Annotated in this window: 16 protein-coding genes; 4 read left to right on the top strand and 12 right to left on the bottom strand. The window is 73.3% G+C overall.

Going from position 1 to position 19,109, the window contains the following annotated elements:
- The first annotated feature begins 129 nt into the window (after positions 1-129).
- Positions 130-1,254, top strand: coding sequence for an acyltransferase family protein (locus tag ACZ6X9_RS04085; protein WP_469776646.1), 1,125 nt, complete (start codon positions 130-132; stop codon positions 1,252-1,254).
- 63 nt (positions 1,255-1,317) lie between these two features.
- Here the strand turns inward: ACZ6X9_RS04085 and ACZ6X9_RS04090 are convergent, their stop codons facing one another.
- Positions 1,318-1,986 (bottom strand): TetR/AcrR family transcriptional regulator C-terminal domain-containing protein, encoded by a 669-nt coding sequence (locus ACZ6X9_RS04090; RefSeq protein WP_469776322.1) that lies wholly within the window; start codon positions 1,984-1,986, stop codon positions 1,318-1,320.
- Positions 1,987-2,070: 84 nt separating this feature from the next.
- Between ACZ6X9_RS04090 and ACZ6X9_RS04095 the strand changes: the two genes are divergently transcribed.
- Positions 2,071-3,582 carry an FAD-dependent monooxygenase gene (locus ACZ6X9_RS04095; protein ID WP_469776323.1) on the top strand — a complete coding sequence of 504 codons (1,512 nt, stop codon included), beginning with the start codon at positions 2,071-2,073 and terminating at the stop codon, positions 3,580-3,582.
- Between the two features lie 89 nt (positions 3,583-3,671).
- Here the strand turns inward: ACZ6X9_RS04095 and ACZ6X9_RS04100 are convergent, their stop codons facing one another.
- Both ACZ6X9_RS04100 and ACZ6X9_RS04105 read right to left on the bottom strand, forming a co-directional pair.
- Complete coding sequence (locus ACZ6X9_RS04100) at positions 3,672-5,069, bottom strand: GntT/GntP/DsdX family permease (RefSeq protein WP_469776324.1); 1,398 nt, start codon at positions 5,067-5,069, stop codon at positions 3,672-3,674.
- A 279-nt stretch (positions 5,070-5,348) separates the two neighbouring features.
- Positions 5,349-5,858 carry a gluconokinase gene (locus tag ACZ6X9_RS04105; protein ID WP_469776647.1) on the bottom strand — a complete coding sequence of 170 codons (510 nt, stop codon included), beginning with the start codon at positions 5,856-5,858 and terminating at the stop codon, positions 5,349-5,351.
- Positions 5,859-6,048: 190 nt separating this feature from the next.
- On the opposite strand from ACZ6X9_RS04105, the gene ACZ6X9_RS04110 reads away from it, so the two are divergent.
- Complete coding sequence (locus tag ACZ6X9_RS04110; RefSeq protein ID WP_469776325.1) at positions 6,049-6,750, top strand: FadR/GntR family transcriptional regulator; 702 nt, start codon at positions 6,049-6,051, stop codon at positions 6,748-6,750.
- Between the two features lie 36 nt (positions 6,751-6,786).
- Here the strand turns inward: ACZ6X9_RS04110 and ACZ6X9_RS04115 are convergent, their stop codons facing one another.
- From ACZ6X9_RS04115 to ACZ6X9_RS04130, 4 genes are all read right to left on the bottom strand, one after another.
- A complete protein-coding gene (locus ACZ6X9_RS04115) occupies positions 6,787-8,361 on the bottom strand; it encodes a hypothetical protein (RefSeq protein WP_469776326.1) in 1,575 nt (524 codons plus the stop codon).
- Positions 8,362-8,561: 200 nt separating this feature from the next.
- Positions 8,562-8,882, bottom strand: coding sequence for a hypothetical protein (locus ACZ6X9_RS04120; protein WP_469776327.1), 321 nt, complete (start codon positions 8,880-8,882; stop codon positions 8,562-8,564).
- 398 nt (positions 8,883-9,280) lie between these two features.
- Complete coding sequence (locus ACZ6X9_RS04125) at positions 9,281-9,550, bottom strand: hypothetical protein (RefSeq protein ID WP_469776328.1); 270 nt, start codon at positions 9,548-9,550, stop codon at positions 9,281-9,283.
- Between the two features lie 347 nt (positions 9,551-9,897).
- Positions 9,898-11,331, bottom strand: a complete 1,434-nt coding sequence (locus ACZ6X9_RS04130; protein WP_469776648.1) for an amidase — start codon at positions 11,329-11,331, stop codon at positions 9,898-9,900.
- Between the two features lie 272 nt (positions 11,332-11,603).
- On the opposite strand from ACZ6X9_RS04130, the gene ACZ6X9_RS04135 reads away from it, so the two are divergent.
- Positions 11,604-13,118 carry an alpha/beta hydrolase gene (locus ACZ6X9_RS04135; protein ID WP_469776329.1) on the top strand — a complete coding sequence of 505 codons (1,515 nt, stop codon included), beginning with the start codon at positions 11,604-11,606 and terminating at the stop codon, positions 13,116-13,118.
- A gap of 31 nt (positions 13,119-13,149) precedes the next feature.
- On the opposite strand, the gene ACZ6X9_RS04140 is transcribed toward ACZ6X9_RS04135, so the two are convergent.
- The 5 genes from ACZ6X9_RS04140 to ACZ6X9_RS04160 form a co-directional block, all read right to left on the bottom strand.
- Entirely contained in the window at positions 13,150-13,362 is a 213-nt protein-coding gene (locus ACZ6X9_RS04140) for a hypothetical protein (protein WP_223768675.1), read from the bottom strand.
- A gap of 40 nt (positions 13,363-13,402) precedes the next feature.
- Positions 13,403-15,004, bottom strand: coding sequence for an acyl-CoA mutase large subunit family protein (locus ACZ6X9_RS04145; RefSeq protein ID WP_469776330.1), 1,602 nt, complete (start codon positions 15,002-15,004; stop codon positions 13,403-13,405).
- 542 nt (positions 15,005-15,546) lie between these two features.
- Positions 15,547-16,992, bottom strand: a complete 1,446-nt coding sequence (locus tag ACZ6X9_RS04150; RefSeq protein ID WP_469776331.1) for a hypothetical protein — start codon at positions 16,990-16,992, stop codon at positions 15,547-15,549.
- Entirely contained in the window at positions 16,992-17,747 is a 756-nt protein-coding gene (locus tag ACZ6X9_RS04155) for a sigma-70 family RNA polymerase sigma factor (protein ID WP_469776332.1), read from the bottom strand. Before ACZ6X9_RS04155 ends, ACZ6X9_RS04150 begins: the two co-directional genes overlap by 1 nt.
- A 34-nt stretch (positions 17,748-17,781) precedes the next feature.
- Positions 17,782-18,816: a DUF4328 domain-containing protein gene (locus ACZ6X9_RS04160; protein WP_469776333.1), complete on the bottom strand. Its 1,035-nt coding sequence runs from the start codon at positions 18,814-18,816 to the stop codon at positions 17,782-17,784.
- Positions 18,817-19,109: the final 293 nt, after the last annotated feature.

Here is a 19,109-nt window from a genome sequence, read left to right on the forward strand (position 1 = left end):
CGAAGCGCGCTGCGCGCACTGTCCTCAATCGCCGGACGGGCCATATCAGCCCGTCCGGCGATTGAGGACGAGCGGCGAGGCCGCGAAAAGGGGGTCTGGGGCGCAGCCCCAGGAAACGGCGAAGTGGGGATGCCCCCTTTGGGGCAGGGACCGGGGCACCCCACCCCCCGCCGTCACCACCGCCTCACCGCCCTCGACGGCCTCCGCCTCATCGCCGCTCTCATGGTCGCGCTGTACCACTACGGCGGCCGCGGCGGCGAGATAACCAAGGCGTGGGGTACCTCGCCACGCCTTCAATTCCCCCACCTGTCACAGGCGTTCGCCTACGGCTGCCTGGGCGTCCAGATCTTCTTCCTCATCAGCGGCTTCGTCATCTGCATGAGCGGCTGGGGGCGCTCCCTCCGCTCCTTCACCGCCTCCCGCGCCGCGCGCCTCTACCCCGCCTACTGGGCGGCGATCCTGCTGGTCACCGCCGCCTTCGCGCTCCCGTTCGCCCGGCACTACGGCTCGGTCTCCGCCAGCGACACGCTGGTCAACCTGACGATGCTCCAACAGCCGGTCGGGGCCGAGCGGGTGCTCGGCGTGTGCTGGACGCTGTGGGTGGAGGTGCGCTTCTACGCCCTCTTCGCCCTCTTCGTCGTCCTGCCGGGAGCGACCCGCCACCGCGTGATCCTCTTCTGCGCGGTGTGGACGCTCGTCTCGGCGCTCACCACGGCCGCGCACGTCGAGGCGCTCAAGGTGGTGGTGATGCCGGCGGACTCGTCGTTCTTCATCGGCGGCATCGGCCTCTACCTCGTCCACCGGTACGGTCACTCGCTGACCGCCTGGGGGATCGTCGCGGTGAGCTTCCTGATCGGCCAGCACTACGCGGTGGCGGGCCTGTGGCATCCCCCCGGCCCGCACCACTTCTCGTACCGCTCCCCGCTCGTCATCATCGCCGTGCTCGCGCTCGGGTACGCGGCGGTCGCGGCCGTGGCCGTGGGCGGGGCCCGGTGGCCGTCCTGGCGGTGGCTGACCATCGCGGGGGCGCTGACCTACCCCTTCTACCTCGTCCACGAGCACCTGGGGTGGGTCGTGGTGGAGGTGTTGCACCGGAGGCTGGGGATCCCGTCGTACGGGGTGCTGGCGCTGACGGTGGGGCTGATGCTGGCTCTGGCCTGGGTGCTGCACGTGGGGGTGGAGCGACGGCTGACCCCGCTGTTGCGGCGGGGGCTGGAGGCGACCCCGCGGGAGAAGGCGGCAGCCGGGCGCTGAACTCCGCGGACCGGGCGCGGAGTTCAGCGCTTCGCCCCGGCGCCGGGCGCCCGCCGGGAGCGCTCAGTCCGCGGCGCGCGCCTCCCCGCTCCGCTCCCGCGTCGCCGCGATGCCCGCGACGATCGCGGTCAGCCCCGCCTCGAACCCGGCGTCAGCGTCCCCGAACAGTTCGGGCCCCGCCGCCGCGGCGAGCGGGAACTCCGCCAGCCGTTCGGTGCGTTCGCACACGTCGATGCCCTTGACGCCGTGTTCCGGATCATCCGCCGCCGACTGCTCCTCGATGACGTAACCGATCGTGAAGCAGTACACGGTGTAGAACGCCCGGGCGGCGGCCCGGGGTGTGAAACCGGCTTCGACCAGCGACGCCAGATACCGCTCCATCGGAACGGCGTACGAGGTGTCGGTGAAGCGGGTACCGCTGTAGACCTTCGCGCCGTCGCGGTAGGCGAGCAGCACCCGCCGCAGCGCCCGGTGGCTGCCGGCCAGCGTCTCCTGCCACGTCGCCTTGGCGAATCCGCCCTCCGCCTCCTGCGAGGCGTTCAGCCGGCGCAGCATCTCCGTGGCCATCGCGTCCAGCAGATCCTGCTTGTTCTTGAAGTGCCAGTACAGCGCGGGCGCCTGGACGTCGAGCTCCTTGCCGATGCGGCGCAGGGTCAGCCCCTCCAGCCCCACGTCGTTCAGCAGCTCCAGCGCAGTGCTCACTACCTGGTCGCGGTCCAGTCGATTTGCCACCTTGACAGCTTAACGCCGTTCAGCACATCCTTAACAACGTTAAATTGAACGCCGTTAAGGGGGGACCCTGTGACTACCGCGGAAATGCCCACTACGCCCGGAATGCTCGACTCCAACGCCACCGGGGACGTGGACGTGCTGATCGTCGGCGCCGGCCCGTCCGGCCTGGTCCTGGCCTGCCTCCTCGCCGGACAGGGTGTCCCGTTCCGGCTGATCGACGCGGCGAAGCAGGGCTTCGTCGGCTCACGCGGGAAGGGAATCCAGCCGCGGACCCTGGAGCACTTCGCGGCACTCGGCATCGTCGACCGCTTCCTCGCGGCCGGCGGCCCCGCGCCGCTGATGAGCAGTTGGCGGGACGGGAAGATGGTCGCGGAGTGGGACATGTTCACCCGCGTCGACCCGACGCCCGACGCGCCCTACGGCCAGCCCTTGCTGCTGCCGCAGTGGCGTACCCAGGAGATCCTGCGGGAACGGCTCGCGGAGCTCGGCGGCACGGTCGAGTTCGGCACCCGGCTCACCGCTCTGGCCCAGGACGAGGACGGCGTCACCGCACACCTGGAGACCACGGGCGGCACGGCGTCCACCGTGCGCGCCGCCTGGCTCGTCGGCACGGACGGCGGGCGCAGCACCGTACGGACCCTGCTGGGCACGCCGTTCACCGGGGAGACGGTCGACCCGACGCCGATGCTGGTCGCCGACGTGCACGTGGCGGACCTGCCGCGAACCCACTGGCACACCTGGCAGGACCACCCCGGCGGCATGCTGGTCCTCTGCCCGCTGTACGCGACGGACGCCTTCCAGTTGATCGCCTCTTTCCAGGACGGCGAGCCGGACCCGTCACCGGACGGGATCCGGGCGCTGGTCGCGGAGCGGACCGGACTCACGGTCGGGGAAGTGGACTGGTCCTCGGTGTTCCGCGCGCGGGCGGCCATGGCGGAACGGTTCCGCGAGGGACGGGTGTTCCTCGCCGGGGACGCCGCCCACGTGCACTCCCCCGCCGGTGCCCAGGGGCTGAACACCAGCGTCCAGGACGCCTGCAACCTGGGCTGGAAGCTGGGGCACGTGGTGCGGCACGGTGCTCCGGAGGCGCTCCTCAACTCGTACGAGGCGGAGCGACTGCCCGTCGCGGCTGGCGTGCTCGGTCTCAGCACCCGCATCCACCGGAGCTCCGGGCGGGAGGGGCTGAAGCTGAGCGGACACCGGGGCAAGGAGGCGCACCAGCTCGACCTGCGCTACCGGGAGAGCCCGCTCACCCGCGAGACGCGCACCGGCCTCGCCGAGGACGCGCCCCGCGCGGGCGACCGGGCGCCGGACGCGCCCTGCACGACGGAGTCCGGCGAGCCGGTCCGCCTCTTCGACCTGTTCGACGCCGTGCGCTTCACCCTCCTCGCCGTCGGACGGGAGGCGGAGGAGGAGCTTCCGGCGGACGTGGCCGGGCCCCTCGTGCGGATCGCACGCCTGACCGACGTGGACGGGCATCTGGCGCGTGCCTACGGGCGGGGGCTGTTCCTGATCCGGCCGGACGGGTACATCGGGCTGGCCACGGAGGATGCCGCGGAGGTGCGGAAGTACCTGGCGGAGGCGGTCGGGGCGTAGCGCTCGTGGGAGTAGCCCTCGGGGTGTGGGGCGGCGGGGGCGGTGCGAGGGGCGGGGCCGGCGCGGACGGCTGGACCCCGCCGTCCCGCCTAGATCACCAGCGACAGCAGCATCACGAACCCCAGCCCCACCACCGAGATGATCGTCTCCATCACCGACCAGGTCTTGAGCGTCTGTCCGACCTCCAGACCGAAGTACTCCTTCACCATCCAGAAACCCGCGTCGTTCACATGGCTGAAGAACACCGAGCCGGCGCCGACGGACAGCACGAGGAGGGCGGTGTGGGCGGTGCTCATGTCGGCCGCGAGCGGGGCCACCAGTCCGGCGGCCGAGATGGTGGCCACGGTCGCGGAGCCGGTCGCGAGCCGGATGCCGACCGCGATCAGCCAGGCCAGGAGGAGGGCGGAGACGGACCAGTCCTTGGAGAAGTCCAGGATCATCCGCCCGACGCCGACATCGATCAGCGTCTGCTTGAACCCGCCGCCCGCGCCGACGATCAGCAGGATGCCGGCGATCGGGGCCAGGGACTTCTCGACGGTCGAGGCCAGCCGGTCACGGCCGAAGCCGGCGGCCCGGCCGAGCGTCACCATGCCGACGAGGACGGCCGCGAGCAGGGCGATCAGCGGGGAGCCGACGACGTCCGCGACCCGCTGGACGTGGTCCTTCGGATCGTCCACGACGACGTCGACGAGTGCCTTGACCAGCATCAGCACCACCGGCAGCAGGACGGTGGCCACGGTGACGCCGAAGCCCGGGCGGCGCTCCAGATCCTCGGACGGGCGCTGGGGCATCAGCTTCTCGGGCGGGGCGACGTCCACCCAGCGGGCGGCGAGACGGGAGAACAGCGGCCCGGCGATCACCGCGGTCGGTACGGCGATCAGCACGCCGAGCGCGAGGGTCACCCCGAGGTCGGCGCCGATCGCGTCGATCGCGGCCAGCGGTCCGGGGTGCGGCGGGACCATGCCGTGCATCACGGAGAGGCCGGCCAGGGCCGGGATGCCGATGCGCATCAGGGAGAACCCGCCGCGCTTGGCCACCAGCAGCACCACGGGGATCAGCAGCACGATCCCCACCTCGAAGAACAGCGGCAGTCCGATGACGCCCGCGATGAGGACGACGGCCCAGGGCATCGACCGAGTGCCGGCCTTGGCCAGGATCGTGTCCACGATCTGGTCGGCACCGCCGGAGTCGGCCAGCAGTTTGCCGAGTATCGCGCCGAGGGCGATGAGGACGCCGACCCCGGCGACCGTGGAGCCCAGGCCGGAGCTGAAACTCGCGATGGCCTTGTCCAGCGGCGCTCCGGCGGCCGCGCCGAGGGCCAGCGACCCGACGGTCAGCGCGAGGAACGCGTGCAGGCGGAGTCGGGTGATGAGGAGAACGATGACGGCGATGCCGGCGAGCACGGCGATGCCCAACTGTGCGTGGCCCGCCGAGGTGATCGGTTCGGCGGGGGCCGCGGCCAGCATCTCGACGCTGAGAGTGCTCACGGGGCTTCCTTGGGTGTGTGGGGGCGCGGCGGGGCCGCGGGGTGGGGGCCTGGAACGGCGCTGAACGGCCGTTCCGCTTCGTTCCGCTCCGCTTCGTTCCGCCGCCGGAGGCTTACCGGCCGGCCGGACGAGACCGTGACCCGTTCACCACGAGGCGAACAGGTCACCACGAGGAACACGGGTCACTGCGGAGGACACGGGACACCGCGAGGCGTGCGGCGCACCGCGAGTGTGGGGGACGCATCACCACGAGCGCGTGATCGCGAACGACCGGGCGGGTCAGACGCGGCGCAGGGCGGCCGTCGCCCGTTCGGCGATGACGGACGCCTCCGGAGCCACGTCCACGGCGACGCCGGCCTCGTCGGCGGCGAGCGGTTCCAGCGTCGCGAACTGCGAGTCCAGCAACCGGGTGGTCATGAAGTGCCCCTTGCGGGCGGCCATCCGGCCGGCGATCAGCTCCCGGTCGCCGGTGAGGTGCAGGAACACCACGCCCGGCGCGGCGGCGCGGAGCCGGTCGCGGTACGCGCGCTTGAGCGCGGAGCAGCTCACCACCCCTCCGCGGCCCGCCCGGTCGCGCGCCCAGGCGCCGATCGCGTCGAGCCAGGGGGCCCGGTCGGCGTCGTCCAGCGGGATACCGGACGACATCTTGGCGATGTTCGCGGGCGGGTGGAAGTCGTCGCCCTCCGCGTAAGGGACGCCCAGGGCGTCCGCCACGAGGGGGCCGACGGTGGTCTTGCCGGTACCGGCGACGCCCATCACGACGACGACCCGGGAGGTCGCCGGAGGCATGGGCGAGCCGGACACCCCGTCGCCGGGGGTGGCTCCGCTGTCGGCGGTGGTCATGTACACCTCACTGTCTCCGACGTCATCCTCGGCGTCGGCTGCCGCTCCACTGAACCTGATGAAGTACGACGTATCAAGCCTCTGTGACTCAAACGTCATACTTAATCGTCTCGCCATGGACACGTAGGCTGATCTCATGGCCAACCATGGGCAGGGACCGCACGCACGAGTGCTGGAGTCCCTGGGACCCGAGATCACGGCGGGCGCCTACCCGCCGGGGAGCGTGCTGCGCACGGACGAGCTGGAGGAGCGCTTCCGGGTCTCGCGCACGGTCGTCCGCGAGGTGATACGCGTCCTGGAGTCCATGCACCTGGTCAGCTCACGGCGGCGGGTCGGCGTGACGGTGCTGCCGCCCGAGGAGTGGAACGTCTACGACCCCCAGGTCATCCGCTGGCGGCTGGCCGGACCCGACCGCCCCCGCCAGCTCCGGTCGCTGACCGTGCTCCGCTCCGCGGTGGAACCCGTCGCGGCGGGCCTCGCCGCCCGCCTGGCCACCCCGGAACAGTGCGCCGAACTCACCGAGCACGCGCTCGGGATGGTCGCCACCTCACGGGGGCAGCAGTTGGACGCCTATCTGCTGCACGACATCGCGTTCCACCGCGTCGTCCTGCGCGCCTCGGGCAACGAGATGTTCGCCCGCCTCGGCGACGTCGTCGCCGAGGTGCTCACCGGCCGGACCCGGCATCGGGTGATGTTCACGGATCCCGACCCGGCCGCGGTCACGCTCCATGTCCGGGTCGCCGAGGCGGTCCGCCTCCGCGACGCGGAACGCGCGGAGGCCCTGACCCGGGAGATCGCGACGGGCGCCATGGCCGAACTGGACGTCCTGGCGCCCTGACCGCGCGCTCCGACACCCCGTCGGCGCCCTGGCGCCTCACCGGCGGGAAACGCCGTCGGCCTGCCCTCCGGACGCGCCGCCACCCCTCCCCGCCTCACGGGTGACGAACCGGCCGAGGAACCGGAGGAGCGAACGCGTGGGCCGTACCAGGGCGAGCAACAGCCCGGCGATGGGCAGGGCGAGCAGCACGATCTGGAGACAGGCCGAGGTCATGCCGAGGATCTGGTGGCCCGACGCGCCCGCGTTCGCCAGCAGCCACTGGGCCTTCTGCCAGTCCGCGGCGAGGAGTCGGGGCAGGTTGTACAGCAGGATGCCGACCTGGAGCAGGAGCACGGGGATCAGGCACAGCACCCAGAACGCGACCACGATCTGAGGCCGGCGTCTGAGGGCCCGGAGCCGCTCGTCCGGCGGGCGTCGGAGCAGCACGCGCTTGAGGATGGGCCCGATGTAGGAGAAGAGGTCGGGGATGCCGACGAGGTCGGCCACGATGTAGTAGCCGTCGAACCGCAGGGTGGGGAGGAGCTGTTGGATGATCTCCAGGTTGACGGCGACGACCGCGACCAGGAGGGGCTGGAAGCCGGTGGCCCCGTACAGCGCCAACAGGCCGAGGACGAACAGCGCGTTGAAGTAGACACCACCGAGGTCGGCCCGGATGCGTCCGGCCCTGCCGAGCCGGTAGGAGTTGGTGATGTCGGTGTAGAAGGCGGGCCAGACGAGGTAGATGCCGCAGCCCATGGCACCGGGCCGGACGCCTCCGTACCGGCACGCAGCGCCGTGACCCCACTCGTGGAAGACGCACGAGGCGATGGCCAGGAGCACCACGAGGAGCACGCTGCCCGGGGCAGTGAGCACCGCTTGCAACGCGATCCCGGTCTCCTGGGTCGTCCACAGCCACGCCTCGCCGACCACGAAGACGCAGACCGCGATGTACACGAGGAAGGGGTGGAAGAGCCATGCGAAGAGGCCGGAGACGAACCAGGTGACGCGCTCGGGCACCACCGCGAGCCGGAACCGGAACGAGAGGAACGGGTCGGTCCGGCGGGCCGGCGGCGGTGGGGAGCCGTCGCTGTAGGTGGTGAGCGCCAGGGGAGCGAGCTTCTCGTCGATGAGGTACGCGATGTGTTCGGCGGTGAACCGGCGCCCGGTCTCCCGGCTCAGCTCCTCGGCCACCCGGGCCATGACGGGCCCGCCGCCACCAGGCATGCTGCCGTCAGGCGTGCTGCCGCCCTCGCCACCGTCCGTCGGCGGCTCCTCGCGGCGCTCGCCGTACCGGTCGTCGCGTGGGGCACCGCGTGCTTCGTCGCGTGGGACGCCGCGTGCGTCGTCACGAAGGGCATCGCGTGCTTCGTCGCGTAGGGCATCGCGTCGGTCCTCGGTTTGGCCGTCCAGCGCCCGGACGACCTGATACAGCAGGCCGGGGAGACGCACCAGTTGTCCGTCGGGACGGCAGACCAGGTGGGGCGGGTCGCGGTATCCGGACCCTTCGAACGCGCCGACGAGCTCGATGCCGGGCACCAGCCGGGGCTCCCCGGGCGGCCGTTCGGCCGCTGTCGGCCGCCGCCCCGGCGAGGCTCCCGCTCGGCCGGTGCCCGGGACGAAGGGCAGGGTCATGGGCGCTCCCCCGGTGGTGACGGGCCATCGGGCCCGTTGGCGTTCGGTTTCGGTCGGACGGTGTGGGCTCATGTGCCGGCGCTCGGGCACCTGGTGTGAACGGCCCGGTCCCGCCACACAGCGGGGGAAGACCGAGGGGACGGCCCTCCCCCGCCGGGCGGGTGCGGTGTTCCGCTACCGGGTCGGCGACCCGTCGCGGCTCAGTGGCTCGAGATGGCCGCGGGCGTGCAGGTCACGCCGCTCGTGGTGTTCTGGGACGGCAGGCCGAGCGAACCGAGCAGGCCCGCGGTCTGCGGCCGGTCGTAGGACTGGCAGTTCGACAGGATCGTCGTGCCGTGGTCGCTCGGCGCGGGGGCGAAGACGCCGCCACCGCTGGCCGCGCTGGACGAGCTGCCGGCGGCGCTGCCCGCACCGCCGTCGCCGGGGCCGAACGGGACGGCCATGATGCCCATGACCGTGCGCTCGGGCAGGACTTCGCCGGAGACCTCGGCGAGCTCTTCGAAGCTGATGAGGTTGTCCATTCCATTCCCTTTCTTTGGACGTGGAACGTGCTCGTGTCCTGGGACGTACTGGATGCCCTGGGAATGCCCTGGTTGCCGCACTCGCCGGGCTTCCGCGCCCGACCGCCGGACCGACGGGACCGGGCACTCCATCCCCGGGCGGATCGCCGCCGGGGATGAGTTCCTTCGGTTTCTCTGGTGGACGCGGCGATGGCGAGCCATGCCGCGGGGTCTGGTCACGGTGGATCAACGCCCCGCCGTATCCGTACGGTGGGGCGGCCGACGACGGAGAGGGAGGTCTTCGGCCGGCCGCGGCGTGCCGCGTGGCGTCACACCGTGTCGGGATGTGCCCGTGACGCGGCGCCCTCCGCGCGGTCAGCGGGTGCGGTCGGCGAGGTGGTCGGCGAGGTGGTCGGCGGTCAACGGGTGGTGACGCCCGCGGGAATGCAGGTGACCGTGTGCCCCGGGGTGCTGGGCGCCAGCCCCAGTGCCGCCAGGAGGCCGGGGCTTCCCGCGTCCTGCCGGTACTGGCAGGCGTAGATCACGGTCGTCCCGTGCTCGGATCTGACCAGCATGGGGTACAACGACGGGTCGCCGTTGGCCGCCGGCAGGCTGGAAAGCACCGTGCGCGGCGGCAGCGCCTCGCCGTGCAGCGTGGCGAGCTCCCCGAACGTCACGGTGGTTCTCATCGTCGTTCCCTCCCTCCGGACGGCGCCGTCCTTTCCCGGCGCCCACGGTCTGCCCGGCCCTGCGACCCGGCGGGCCCGTGGGCCACCCTGGCCCCGCCATCCCGCAAGGAGGCTAGCGCCGGATACGCACCTCGGGCAGGGCCTCCCTCGACGTCTCACCCGGACGGGTTGCGTCTCGGGCCGGATTGGGCATCTACGGCATGCCGGACGGAGTTCCGGGAAATAATGGCGACTTACAGGGAAAAGTCTCTCTGGGCCGGTTTCGTGCCGGAAGAAGAAACCTTCCCCCAAAGGGGGTTCGTCATCGCGGCGCGGCGTCGGGTCGCTCCGCCGGATGACCGGCTGCCCTACGGCGCGGTTTCCCCCGCGCTCTGGTCCACGGGCGGCCGCTGCTCGAACCACCGCTCCGCCCTTTCCAGTTGTCGCGCCAAGGCCATCAGCAGCGGCTCGGCCCCGGCCGGTCCCAGCAACTGGGAGCCGAGTGGCAGCCCGTCCTCCGTGAAGCCCGCGGGAACGTTCACGGCGGGCCAGCCCAGGACGTTCCAGGGCCAGGCGTACGGACACGCCGTGATCATCAGCGAGTTGGTCTCGCGGCCGGAGAGCCCGTCGAGTGCGCCCACAGGCAGCGGCGGCGCGGCCGTGGTCGGTGTGAGCAGCACGTCGTAGCGGCCGAACAGCGCGCTCATCCGGGTGCGCAGCGGCGCCTCCGCCGCGCGCGCCGCGCGCAGCACGGCCCCGCCGAGCACCAGCCCGCCTCGCGCGTTGAGGTGGGTCCGCCCGTCGAGCAACCGCCGTTCCGGGACCCGGCCCGCCCACTCGCGCACTCCGGACATGGACCGGGGTACGAACGTGAGACCCACCGGCCCGAACCTGGGCTCCTCCGGCAGCACTTCGTGCCCCAGCTCCGCCAGCCGCTCGGCCGTGCGCACGGTCGCGGCCCGCACCCGGGGGTCCAGCCGGTGCCGTACCGCCGCGTACGCGGGTCGTAGCGACGTCGCGATCCGCAGCCGCCGCGGGGCCTTCGCCAGGGCGGCGACCACATCCACCGCGGGAGGCCGGTGCAGGTCACCGGCGTGCGAGCCGCTCGCGGCGGCCAGCAGCAACGCCGCGTCCACGACCGTACGGGCCAGCACTCCGCCGCACGTCAGCCCGCGGAACGCCTCGCGCTCCGGCCACGCGGAGATGCGTCCCCGCTGCGGCTTGACGCCCACCAGATGGGTCCAGGCGGCCGGGATGCGCACGGATCCGGCGCCATCCGAGCCGAGGGCCGCGGGCACGATTCCGGCGGCGACGGCCGCCGCCGAGCCGCCGGAGGAGCCACCGGGCGTGTAGGCCGTGTTCCACGGGTTGCGCGTCACCCCGAACGCCGGCCCTTCGGTCACCGGCCACTGTCCCAGCTCGGGCGTGTTGGTCTTCCCGACGATCACGGCGCCGGCGGCGCGGAGCCGGCGCACGGCCTCGCTGTCGGTCCGCTTCGCCGGGAAGTCGCCGCGGCAACCGAAGGCGGTGGGCAGCCCGGCGACGTCCATGTCGTCCTTGACGGCGACGGGCACCCCCAGCAGTGCCCCTCTCTCCCCCGCCCGCAGCCGCCGGTCGGCCGCGTCGGCGTCGCGCAGGGCTCCCTCGTCCCGGATCCACCGGAAGGCGTTGAGCGTCCCTTGCGTCACCTCGATCCGCCGCAACGCTTTTGACGCCAACTCCCGTGCCGACACCTGCCCTTGCGCCAGCGCGCGCCCGAGCCCCACGATCCCGTCCGACTCACAGCTCCCGAACCCCGCCACCGCAAGCCCCTCCCCTTCCGGCCCGATCTCCTCACGGTAGGCGTGCCGGGCCGAGCGGAACGAGACCGCGGGAGAGGAGAGTTGCGTCACAACACACCTGCTTCGGCGCTGACTTGGAAACTTACACGTCAGGAGCACGGACCGCTCGACGGCCGGAGGCCCGTGGGCGCTCGGACACCTCTCTTCGAACACTTCCCGGAGGGGATCCCCCACCTCGTTCTGGGGGGTTTCCCCGATGTGCGAGGGGTGCCGGATCAACAACCCTTGTCTCCATGACACATCGCGCCCGATCGGGCCTCCTCCTCGCCCTGTCCGTCTCCGCCGTCACCGCCACCCTCTCGGGCGTGCCCGCGCACGCTGCCGACAGCCCGGCTCCGGAGCTCCGCTGGAGACCCTGCGCGCAGGAGAACGGGCCGGCCCGGCAGGAGTGCGCCGAGCTCTCCGTACCGCTCGACTACCGCGACCCGGACGGGCCGCGGACGCGGCTCGGAGTGTCGCGGGTGCCGAGCGACCGGCCCGAGGCCCGACGGGGCACGCTGATCGTCATCCCCGGCGGTCCCGGCGGTTCGGGCACACAACGGCTGACCCAGAAGGGGAAGGCGCTGCAAAAGGAGCTGGGCGGCGCCTACGACCTCGTCGCCCTGGACCCGCGGGGCATCGGCGGGAGCGACCGCACGGGGTGCGGTCTCAGCGATGACGACCGGGACCTCGTCAACCTCCGGCCGTGGCCGGGACCGGGCGGTGACATCACGGACAGCGCGCGCCGCGCCCGTCACATCGCCGACGCCTGTGCGGCCGACGGCGGCCCACTGCTCCGCAGCATGAGCACCGCCAACGAGGTGCGGGACATCGACAGCTTCCGGAAGGCGCTGGGCGAGGAGAAGATCTCCGCCTTCGCCTCCTCGTACGGCAGCTACGTCGCCGCGCAGTACGCGCAGAAGTACCCGGACCGCACCGACCGCTGGGTGCTGGACAGCATCGGCGACCCCGATCCGCAGCGGGTGGCCCGCGCCTGGTCGGCGAACTTGTCGCCGGCCATGGAACAGCGGTTCCCCGACTTCGCCCGCTGGGCCGCCGACCCGGCGCGTGAGAAGGACGGCCCGGAGGGCGGCGGCGGACTCCGCCTCGCCCGGCGCGCCGAGGACGTCCGCCCGATGGTCCTCGCCCTGGCGGACCGGCTCGACCGCCACCCGAAGCCGACCACCACTCCCGGCAAGGCCCTCACCGGCAACCGGTTGCGGCAGGCACTGCAGTTGACGATGTACAGCGACAAAACCTTCGCCGGGGCCGCCCGGCTGGTCAAGGATGCCGGCGACCCGCGGGTGACGCCGGTCCTGCCGTCCGCGTTGGCCGGTTCCGTGCCCGAGCACGAGGCGGCCGTGACCGTGGCCACCGTCTGCAACGACGTCCGGTGGCCGCACTCCCTTCCGGAGACCGCCCGGGCCGTGGCGGCCGACCGGGCGCGGTACCCGCTCACCGGGGGCATGCCGGCCGGCGTCTTCCCGTGTGTCTTCTGGAAGTGGGCCCCCGCCGACGAGCCCACCCGAATAACCTCCGACGGGCCGTCGAACATTCTGATGATCCAGAACCTGCGCGATCCCGCGACACCGCACTTCGGCGCGCTGAAGATGCGGGAGGCACTCGGCCGGCGGGCGCGGCTGGTCTCGGTGGACAGCGGCGGCCACGGCGTGTACCTGGGCGACGGGAACGCGTGCGGGGACCGGAAGGTCACCGACTTCCTCCTCACCGGGCGGCGCCCCGGGGAGGACGTGCTCTGCGCCCGCTAGCCACACCGGCGGCCCACTGTCCCGCTCCGGATCAGAACAGTTGGCCCTGCCCGTCCATCGGCGGTTCCTCCGGGTCGAACAGCCGCGGCTCCGTGGCCAGGAGGGGCGCCGAGCGGCGCGAGCCGGGGCAGGAGACCAGTTCGTAGGAGACCCGCCGGCCGGGCGGGTCGTGGCGGGCGTAGCGGCCGCCCACGACGGCGATCTCGCGGGAGCAGACGGGGCAGGTGCGGCGTGGTGCGGACATCGGTCCAGTGTCGCAAATCCACCGGACCGGGAGGGAGCGGTCAGAGACTCTCGGTGGGCACGTGGGAGCCCCAGACCTCGCGGAGCGCCCCGCACACCTCGCCCACCGTGGCGCGGGCGCGCAGCGCCTCCTTCATCGGGGGCAGGACGTTCTCCGACGTCCCGGCCGCCGCCGCGCGCAGGCGGGCCAGGGCGGTGTCCACCGCCCGCCGGTCGCGGGCCGCGCGGAGTGCGGCGAGGCGTTCGCACTGCCGGGCTTCGAGAGCGGGGTCGACGCGGAGGGGTTCGTACGGCTCCTCCTCGTCGAGCCGGAAGCGGTTGACGCCGACGACCACGCGGTCGCCGTCGTCGGTCTCCCGGGCGATCCGGTAGGCGTTGCGTTCGATCTCGGCCTTCTGGAATCCGCGCTCGATGGCGGCCGCCGCGCCGCCCATGTCGTCGATGCGGGTCATGAGGCCGAGGGCGGCCCGTTCCAGGTCGTCGGTGAGGGACTCGACGGCGTAGGAGCCGGCGAACGGGTCGACCGTGGCGGTCACGTCCGTCTCGTGGGCGAGGACCTGCTGGGTGCGCAGGGCCAGGCGGGCGGCCTTGTCGGTGGGGAGGGCGATGGCCTCGTCGTAGGAGTTGGTGTGCAGGGACTGGGTGCCCCCGAGCACGGCCGCGAGGGCCTGGACGGTTACCCGTACCAGGTTCACCTCCGGCTGCTGGGCGGTGAGTTGGACCCCGGCCGTCTGGGTGTGGAACCGCAGCATCTGCGACCGGGGGTCGCGGGCGCCGAACCGGTCGCGCATCACACCGGCCCAGATCCGGCGGGCAGCGCGGAACTTGGCGATCTCTTCGAGGAAGGCGGTCCGGGCGACGAAGAAGAAGGAGAGCCGGGGGGCGAAGTCGTCGACGTCCATACCGGCGGCGACGGCCGCGCGGACGTACTCGATGCCGTCGGTCAGCGTGAAGGCGATCTCCTGCGCGGGCGAGGCGCCGGCCTCGGCCATGTGGTAGCCGGAGATGGAGATGGTGTTCCACCGGGGCAGTTCGGTGTTGCAGTAGCGGAAGATGTCGGAGGTGAGACGCAGTGTGGGAGCGGGCGGGAAGATGTAGGTGCCCCGGGCGATGTACTCCTTCAGGACGTCGTTCTGGACGGTCCCGGTCAGCCGGTCCGCGGGCACGCCCTGTTCCTCGGCCACGATCTGGTACATGAGCAGCAGCAGGGCGGCCGGGGCGTTGATGGTCATGGAGGTGGAGACCCGGTCCAGGGGGATGCCGCCGAAGAGGACGCGCATGTCCTCGACGGAGTCCACGGCGACGCCGACCTTGCCGACCTCGCCCCGGGCCTCGGGCGCGTCGGAGTCGTGGCCCATCTGGGTGGGCAGGTCGAAGGCGACGGAGAGGCCGTGGCCGCCGTGGGCGATCAGTTGCCGGTAGCGGGCGTTGGACTCGGCCGCGCTGCCGAACCCCGCGTACTGCCGCATGGTCCAGGGCCGCCCGGTGTACATGGTGGGGTGGATACCGCGGGTGAACGGGTACGCGCCGGGTTCGCCGAGCCGGGTGGCGGGATCCCAGTCGTCCAGCGCCTCCGGCCCGTAGACGGGCCGGACGCCGAGGCCCGACTCGGTGGTCCGGGTGGTGTCCGACTCCTGTGCCATGGGCTGCTGCCTCCCGCCGGCCGTGTTCCGAGGAACCGGACTGTAGCGACGGCCGGGCGGCACTGTCAGGGGACGCGCAGGCCGGGTCGCCGAGGGGCACCGGGCGGAGTGCGGGAACGCGAGGGAGAGGAGAGGGCGAAGAGCGAAGAGGAGCGACGGCCGGTCGACGGGGAGGGCAGCGCGGGCAGGGCCGGGGGGACCTACCCCGCCCGCGCTGTTGCGCGGAGCCTGCGGCATGGGGGGAACTGCGGCTTCCACGCGGCCGATGACCAGTCGGCCCACTCCCTACAGCGCCACGGCCCCGGAAAGCGTCACACCCGGCGTTCCGGCTCGTGGGGTTCGGGGCGGGGCGGGGCGGTGGCCGGTGGCCATGGGGTGGGGAGGCGGGCGGGAGTCCGGTGGGGCGGGTGTCGGGCGATCGGGCATCGCGTCACCGCCGTTGGCGGGGGTCCTTCTGCCGCTGCCGCTGCCCCCGACCCCTGCCCCTGCCCCTGCCCCTGCCCCTGCCCCTGCCCCTGCCCCTGTCCCTGTCCCTGTCGCGGCTACCGGGGCCCGCCGGCTCCGTCACGGCCGGTGGGGGCGCCTGCTTCGCCACCGTCCCCGGCCTCGCTTTCGTCGTCTCCGTCGTCCCCGTCCTCGTCTTCCCCGGCACCGCCGTTCCCGTCGCCGGAAACGTGGTCATGGTCGTGGACGAGGCGGGTGCAGTAGGCGCGGATGCCGGACGGGCCGCCGGCCTGGTGTTCGAGGGCACGGACGGTGTCCCCGTCCGCCTGCTCCCGCCACTTGCCCCGGGCGAGGTAATCGCGGCAGAGGTCGACGGCCTGTTCGAGGCTTGCTTCCGAGTCCCCACGGTAGGGGGAGGCCGTCTCCTCGTTCCGGTCGTCGCCCGCGCCGGACCGGGCCGGGGAACTCTCGCCCGTGCGGGGTGTACCGCGGCCGAGGGGCGAGGCGGTGGCGGAGGGCGGGAGGGCGTGGGTGCCCGCGCCCTTCCCGTCACGCCCGTCCTCGGCACGGTCGTCGGCCGGGCCGTCGGAGGCGGCGCCGAAGGGGCGCGGTCGGGCGGTGTGCGGGCCGCCCCCGGCCGTGGTGCCCGCCCGGCCGTCCACCGCGGCCGGTTCCCGGCCGGCGGCGTTGAACGGGGCGGGCACCGCCACGATGCCGGAGAGCACAGCGATGCCGCTCAGCGCACATGCCGCCAGAGCCGCGACCAGCGCCGCCCGTGCGGGGCGGCGGCGCGGCAGGGAACGGGGTGCCGGGTGGGAGGAGCCCCCGTAGCGTCCTGTACTGCCGGTACTGCCGGCTCGGCCGCCGCGGCGACGCCTACCGGCGCTCCGGCCGCGTGGGCGCGCTCCGCCACCAACCGCACTGTCCGCACCGCCTGCGTCGTCCGCGACGTCCGCGACATCCGCGACATCCACGTCGTTCACGTCGTTCACGTCGTCCGGTCCGGTTCGTCCGGCGGATCCGGCCATCCCCGGCCCGGCGGCCCTGCCCGGCCGCCGGTCCGGCTCTCCGGCCCCGTGCCGGTAAACGGCCGGGGAGCCGGCCGCCCCAACGGGGGCCGCTGTCACCGGGGCCGCCGTCGGGATCGCCGCAGGCTGGGCCGCTGTCGTCGGGGCCGCCACCGTCGACGTCGCCGCCGTCGGGGTCGACTCGGTCGAGGTCGACTCGGTCGGGGCCGTGTCCGAGGGGGTGGGCGTGCGCCGGGACGTGTTCAACGCCCCGTCACGACGCTTCTGTTCGGTGGGCGTGCCGCGGCGGGCGGCGAGGAAGGCGGCGACGGCGGCGTCCTCGCCCGGGAGCGGGCGGTCCGGCTCCGGGGCGGGAGCGGCCAGGGCGCGCAGCGCGGCCAGGGCGGCGGCCGCCCGCCCGGGGTCGGGAGCCGGTGCGCCGGAGGCGTCGGTGACGCAGGCGGCGCAGGAGGCGAGCGTCGTGCCGTCCAACCGGTCGTCGTGCTCCAACCAGTCGTGCTCGTGGTCGTCCGCCATCACATGTCCTTCTGCGTCCGCGCGCCCGATCGCGTCACACCGCGGGAAGAACCCGGCCCGGTGGGCGATCTGCGCTGTCCGGGAATGCTGTCCGGCCCAGGGAGACAGTCCGGGCCGGGCAGGCAGTCCGGTCCGGGGAGGACATCCGGGCCGGGGGTACCGTCCGGCCCCGGTCGTCCGTTCACCCCGGTCCCTCCGGTCGCGTCCGTTCCGTTCATCAACTGGGCGAGTCTGCGCAGCCCGCGGTGCGCGGCCGTGCGGAGGGCGCCGGGCCGTTTGCCCAGCACCTCCGCGGCGGTGGCGGCGTCGAGGCCGACGACCACGCGGAGGACCACGGCTTCCGCCTGGTCCCGCGGCAGTCGGGCGACCAGCGCCAACGCCCGCTCGGTGCCCAGGGCTTCCAACGCCTCCTCCGCCGTGTCCGCGCCCCCGGCGCGACCGGCGAGTTCGCTGTCGTCGCCGCCGATCACGGGCCGCCGGCCGCGCGCCCGGATGTGGTCGAGAGCACGGTTGCGGGCGATACGGGCGGCCCAGCCGCGGAAGCGGTCCGCGTCCCCGGTGAACCGGTCGAGGTCGCGGGCGATCTGGAGCCAGGCCTCGGAGGCCACGTCCTCGGCGTCGGTCTCGCCGACGAGCGTGCGCACGTACCCGAGCAGGCGGGGGTGGACGGACCGGTAGACCGCGCGGAAGGCCGTCTCGTCCCCGCCCTGCGCCGCGCGTACCGCGACGGTCAGCTCAGCGTCATCCCCCAGCACACCCACATCCTGCATCACCGGCAGAACTCATGGATCAGTAATGCGCGGGTCCACCGTCGGGCTCGCCGTTGGTGTAAGGGTTCGGCGCGGAACCTCCCGCGCCGGGCGGAGGACCGTACGGGGAACCGTTCGGCGCGCCGTACGCCGGCCCGTAGGCAGGACCGTACGGGCCGGCCGGTGCTCCGGGCAACGGGCCTTGCCCCGATGGCGGATAGGGAGCGTAGGGTCCGGCGGCCGGATAGGGACCGGGCGGCGCCCCGGGCGTCCCATAAGCCACAGGGGCCCCGTACGGGCCGGGCGTGGGCTGCGCGTACGGCCAGGGAGCCGCGTACGGGCCCGCGGGCTGGGCGTATCCGGGGCCGGGAGGCGCGCCGGGCGCGACGGGGTCGGCGTACCCCAGCGCCTCCAGCGCCCGTTCCTCTTGCATGCGCGTCAACTGCCGTACCACCAGCAGCGCCAGGGCGCCGGCGGCGGCGCACATCAGGTATCCGAAGGCGCTCACGCCGGCGAGCGTCCTCAGGTTCCGGACGTCGTCCTCCCAGGCGTCGTACCGTTCCAGCCGGAAGTCGCGGCGCATCTTCGCCTCGATGAGCGCGTAGCCGAAGGCGCCCGACGCGGCGAGGACACCGGCCACGATTCCGCTGATCCACCAGGCGTTGAGCAGCCCCTTGCGCGCGCTCTGCGGCCCGGCGGGCGCGGACGCGCGGTAGATGTCGTTGGCGATCTGCTTGGGGAACCACAGGTTGACCACCGGGGTGAACCAGGCACCCGCCGCCCAGCCGCTCCCGAAGCGGTGCGAACCGGGGGCCAGCACTTCGGCGTTGAGGCGCACCCGCCGGAACCAGGCCGCCCAGAGGCCGGCCGTTCCGAGCCCCAACACGCCGGCCACCAGGGAGACCGAGGCGAAGAACGTGTCCGCTTCGTTCGCCCGGTCCGCCGTCGCGTCGCTGAGCACGACACCTTCGTCCAGCACGTCGCCGAGCGCGCCGCGCTGCTGGAACCGGGCGGCGGCGAGCAGCAGCAGGCCGAGCAGGGTCAGGGTCAGGACGGTGGTGAGGGAGATCCGCACACCACGGCGCAGATCGATCCCGCCCAGCGGCTCGGCCCCGTCAGGCGTGAAACCGGCGGACGTGGACCCGGGAGGCGCCGCTCCGGGAGGCGCCGCTCCGGGAGGCGCCGCTCCGGCCGGTGCGCCTCCGTACGCCGCGCCGCCCGCGGGCGCAGGCCCCGCCGGTGGCACCGAAGGCATGGGAGGCATGGGAAGCGCCGGAGCCGCAGAGGGTGGCGAGGAAGGAGAGGGCGGCGAGGCGGGAGGCGACGGGTGAAGTGCCCCCGCCTGCCCCGCGGCCGGGGCCGGTGTCC

The organism is Streptomyces sp. NPDC052910, assembly GCF_055585605.1.

Bases quoted from the DNA above. Each gene is read 5' to 3' on its own strand.
- ACZ6X9_RS04085 (WP_469776646.1), top strand. From the start codon at position 130: ATGCCCCCTTTGGGGCAGGGACCGGGGCACCCCACCCCCCGCCGTCAC.
- ACZ6X9_RS04095 (WP_469776323.1), top strand. From the start codon at position 2,071: ATGCCCACTACGCCCGGAATGCTCGACTCCAACGCCACCGGGGACGTG.
- ACZ6X9_RS04105 (WP_469776647.1), bottom strand. From the start codon at position 5,858: ATGCCTCCGGCGACCTCCCGGGTCGTCGTCGTGATGGGCGTCGCCGGT.
- ACZ6X9_RS04110 (WP_469776325.1), top strand. From the start codon at position 6,049: ATGGCCAACCATGGGCAGGGACCGCACGCACGAGTGCTGGAGTCCCTG.
- ACZ6X9_RS04115 (WP_469776326.1), bottom strand. From the start codon at position 8,361: ATGACCCTGCCCTTCGTCCCGGGCACCGGCCGAGCGGGAGCCTCGCCG.
- ACZ6X9_RS04120 (WP_469776327.1), bottom strand. From the start codon at position 8,882: ATGGACAACCTCATCAGCTTCGAAGAGCTCGCCGAGGTCTCCGGCGAA.
- ACZ6X9_RS04125 (WP_469776328.1), bottom strand. From the start codon at position 9,550: ATGAGAACCACCGTGACGTTCGGGGAGCTCGCCACGCTGCACGGCGAG.
- ACZ6X9_RS04135 (WP_469776329.1), top strand. From the start codon at position 11,604: ATGACACATCGCGCCCGATCGGGCCTCCTCCTCGCCCTGTCCGTCTCC.
- ACZ6X9_RS04140 (WP_223768675.1), bottom strand. From the start codon at position 13,362: ATGTCCGCACCACGCCGCACCTGCCCCGTCTGCTCCCGCGAGATCGCC.
- ACZ6X9_RS04145 (WP_469776330.1), bottom strand. From the start codon at position 15,004: ATGGCACAGGAGTCGGACACCACCCGGACCACCGAGTCGGGCCTCGGC.
- ACZ6X9_RS04150 (WP_469776331.1), bottom strand. From the start codon at position 16,992: ATGGCGGACGACCACGAGCACGACTGGTTGGAGCACGACGACCGGTTG.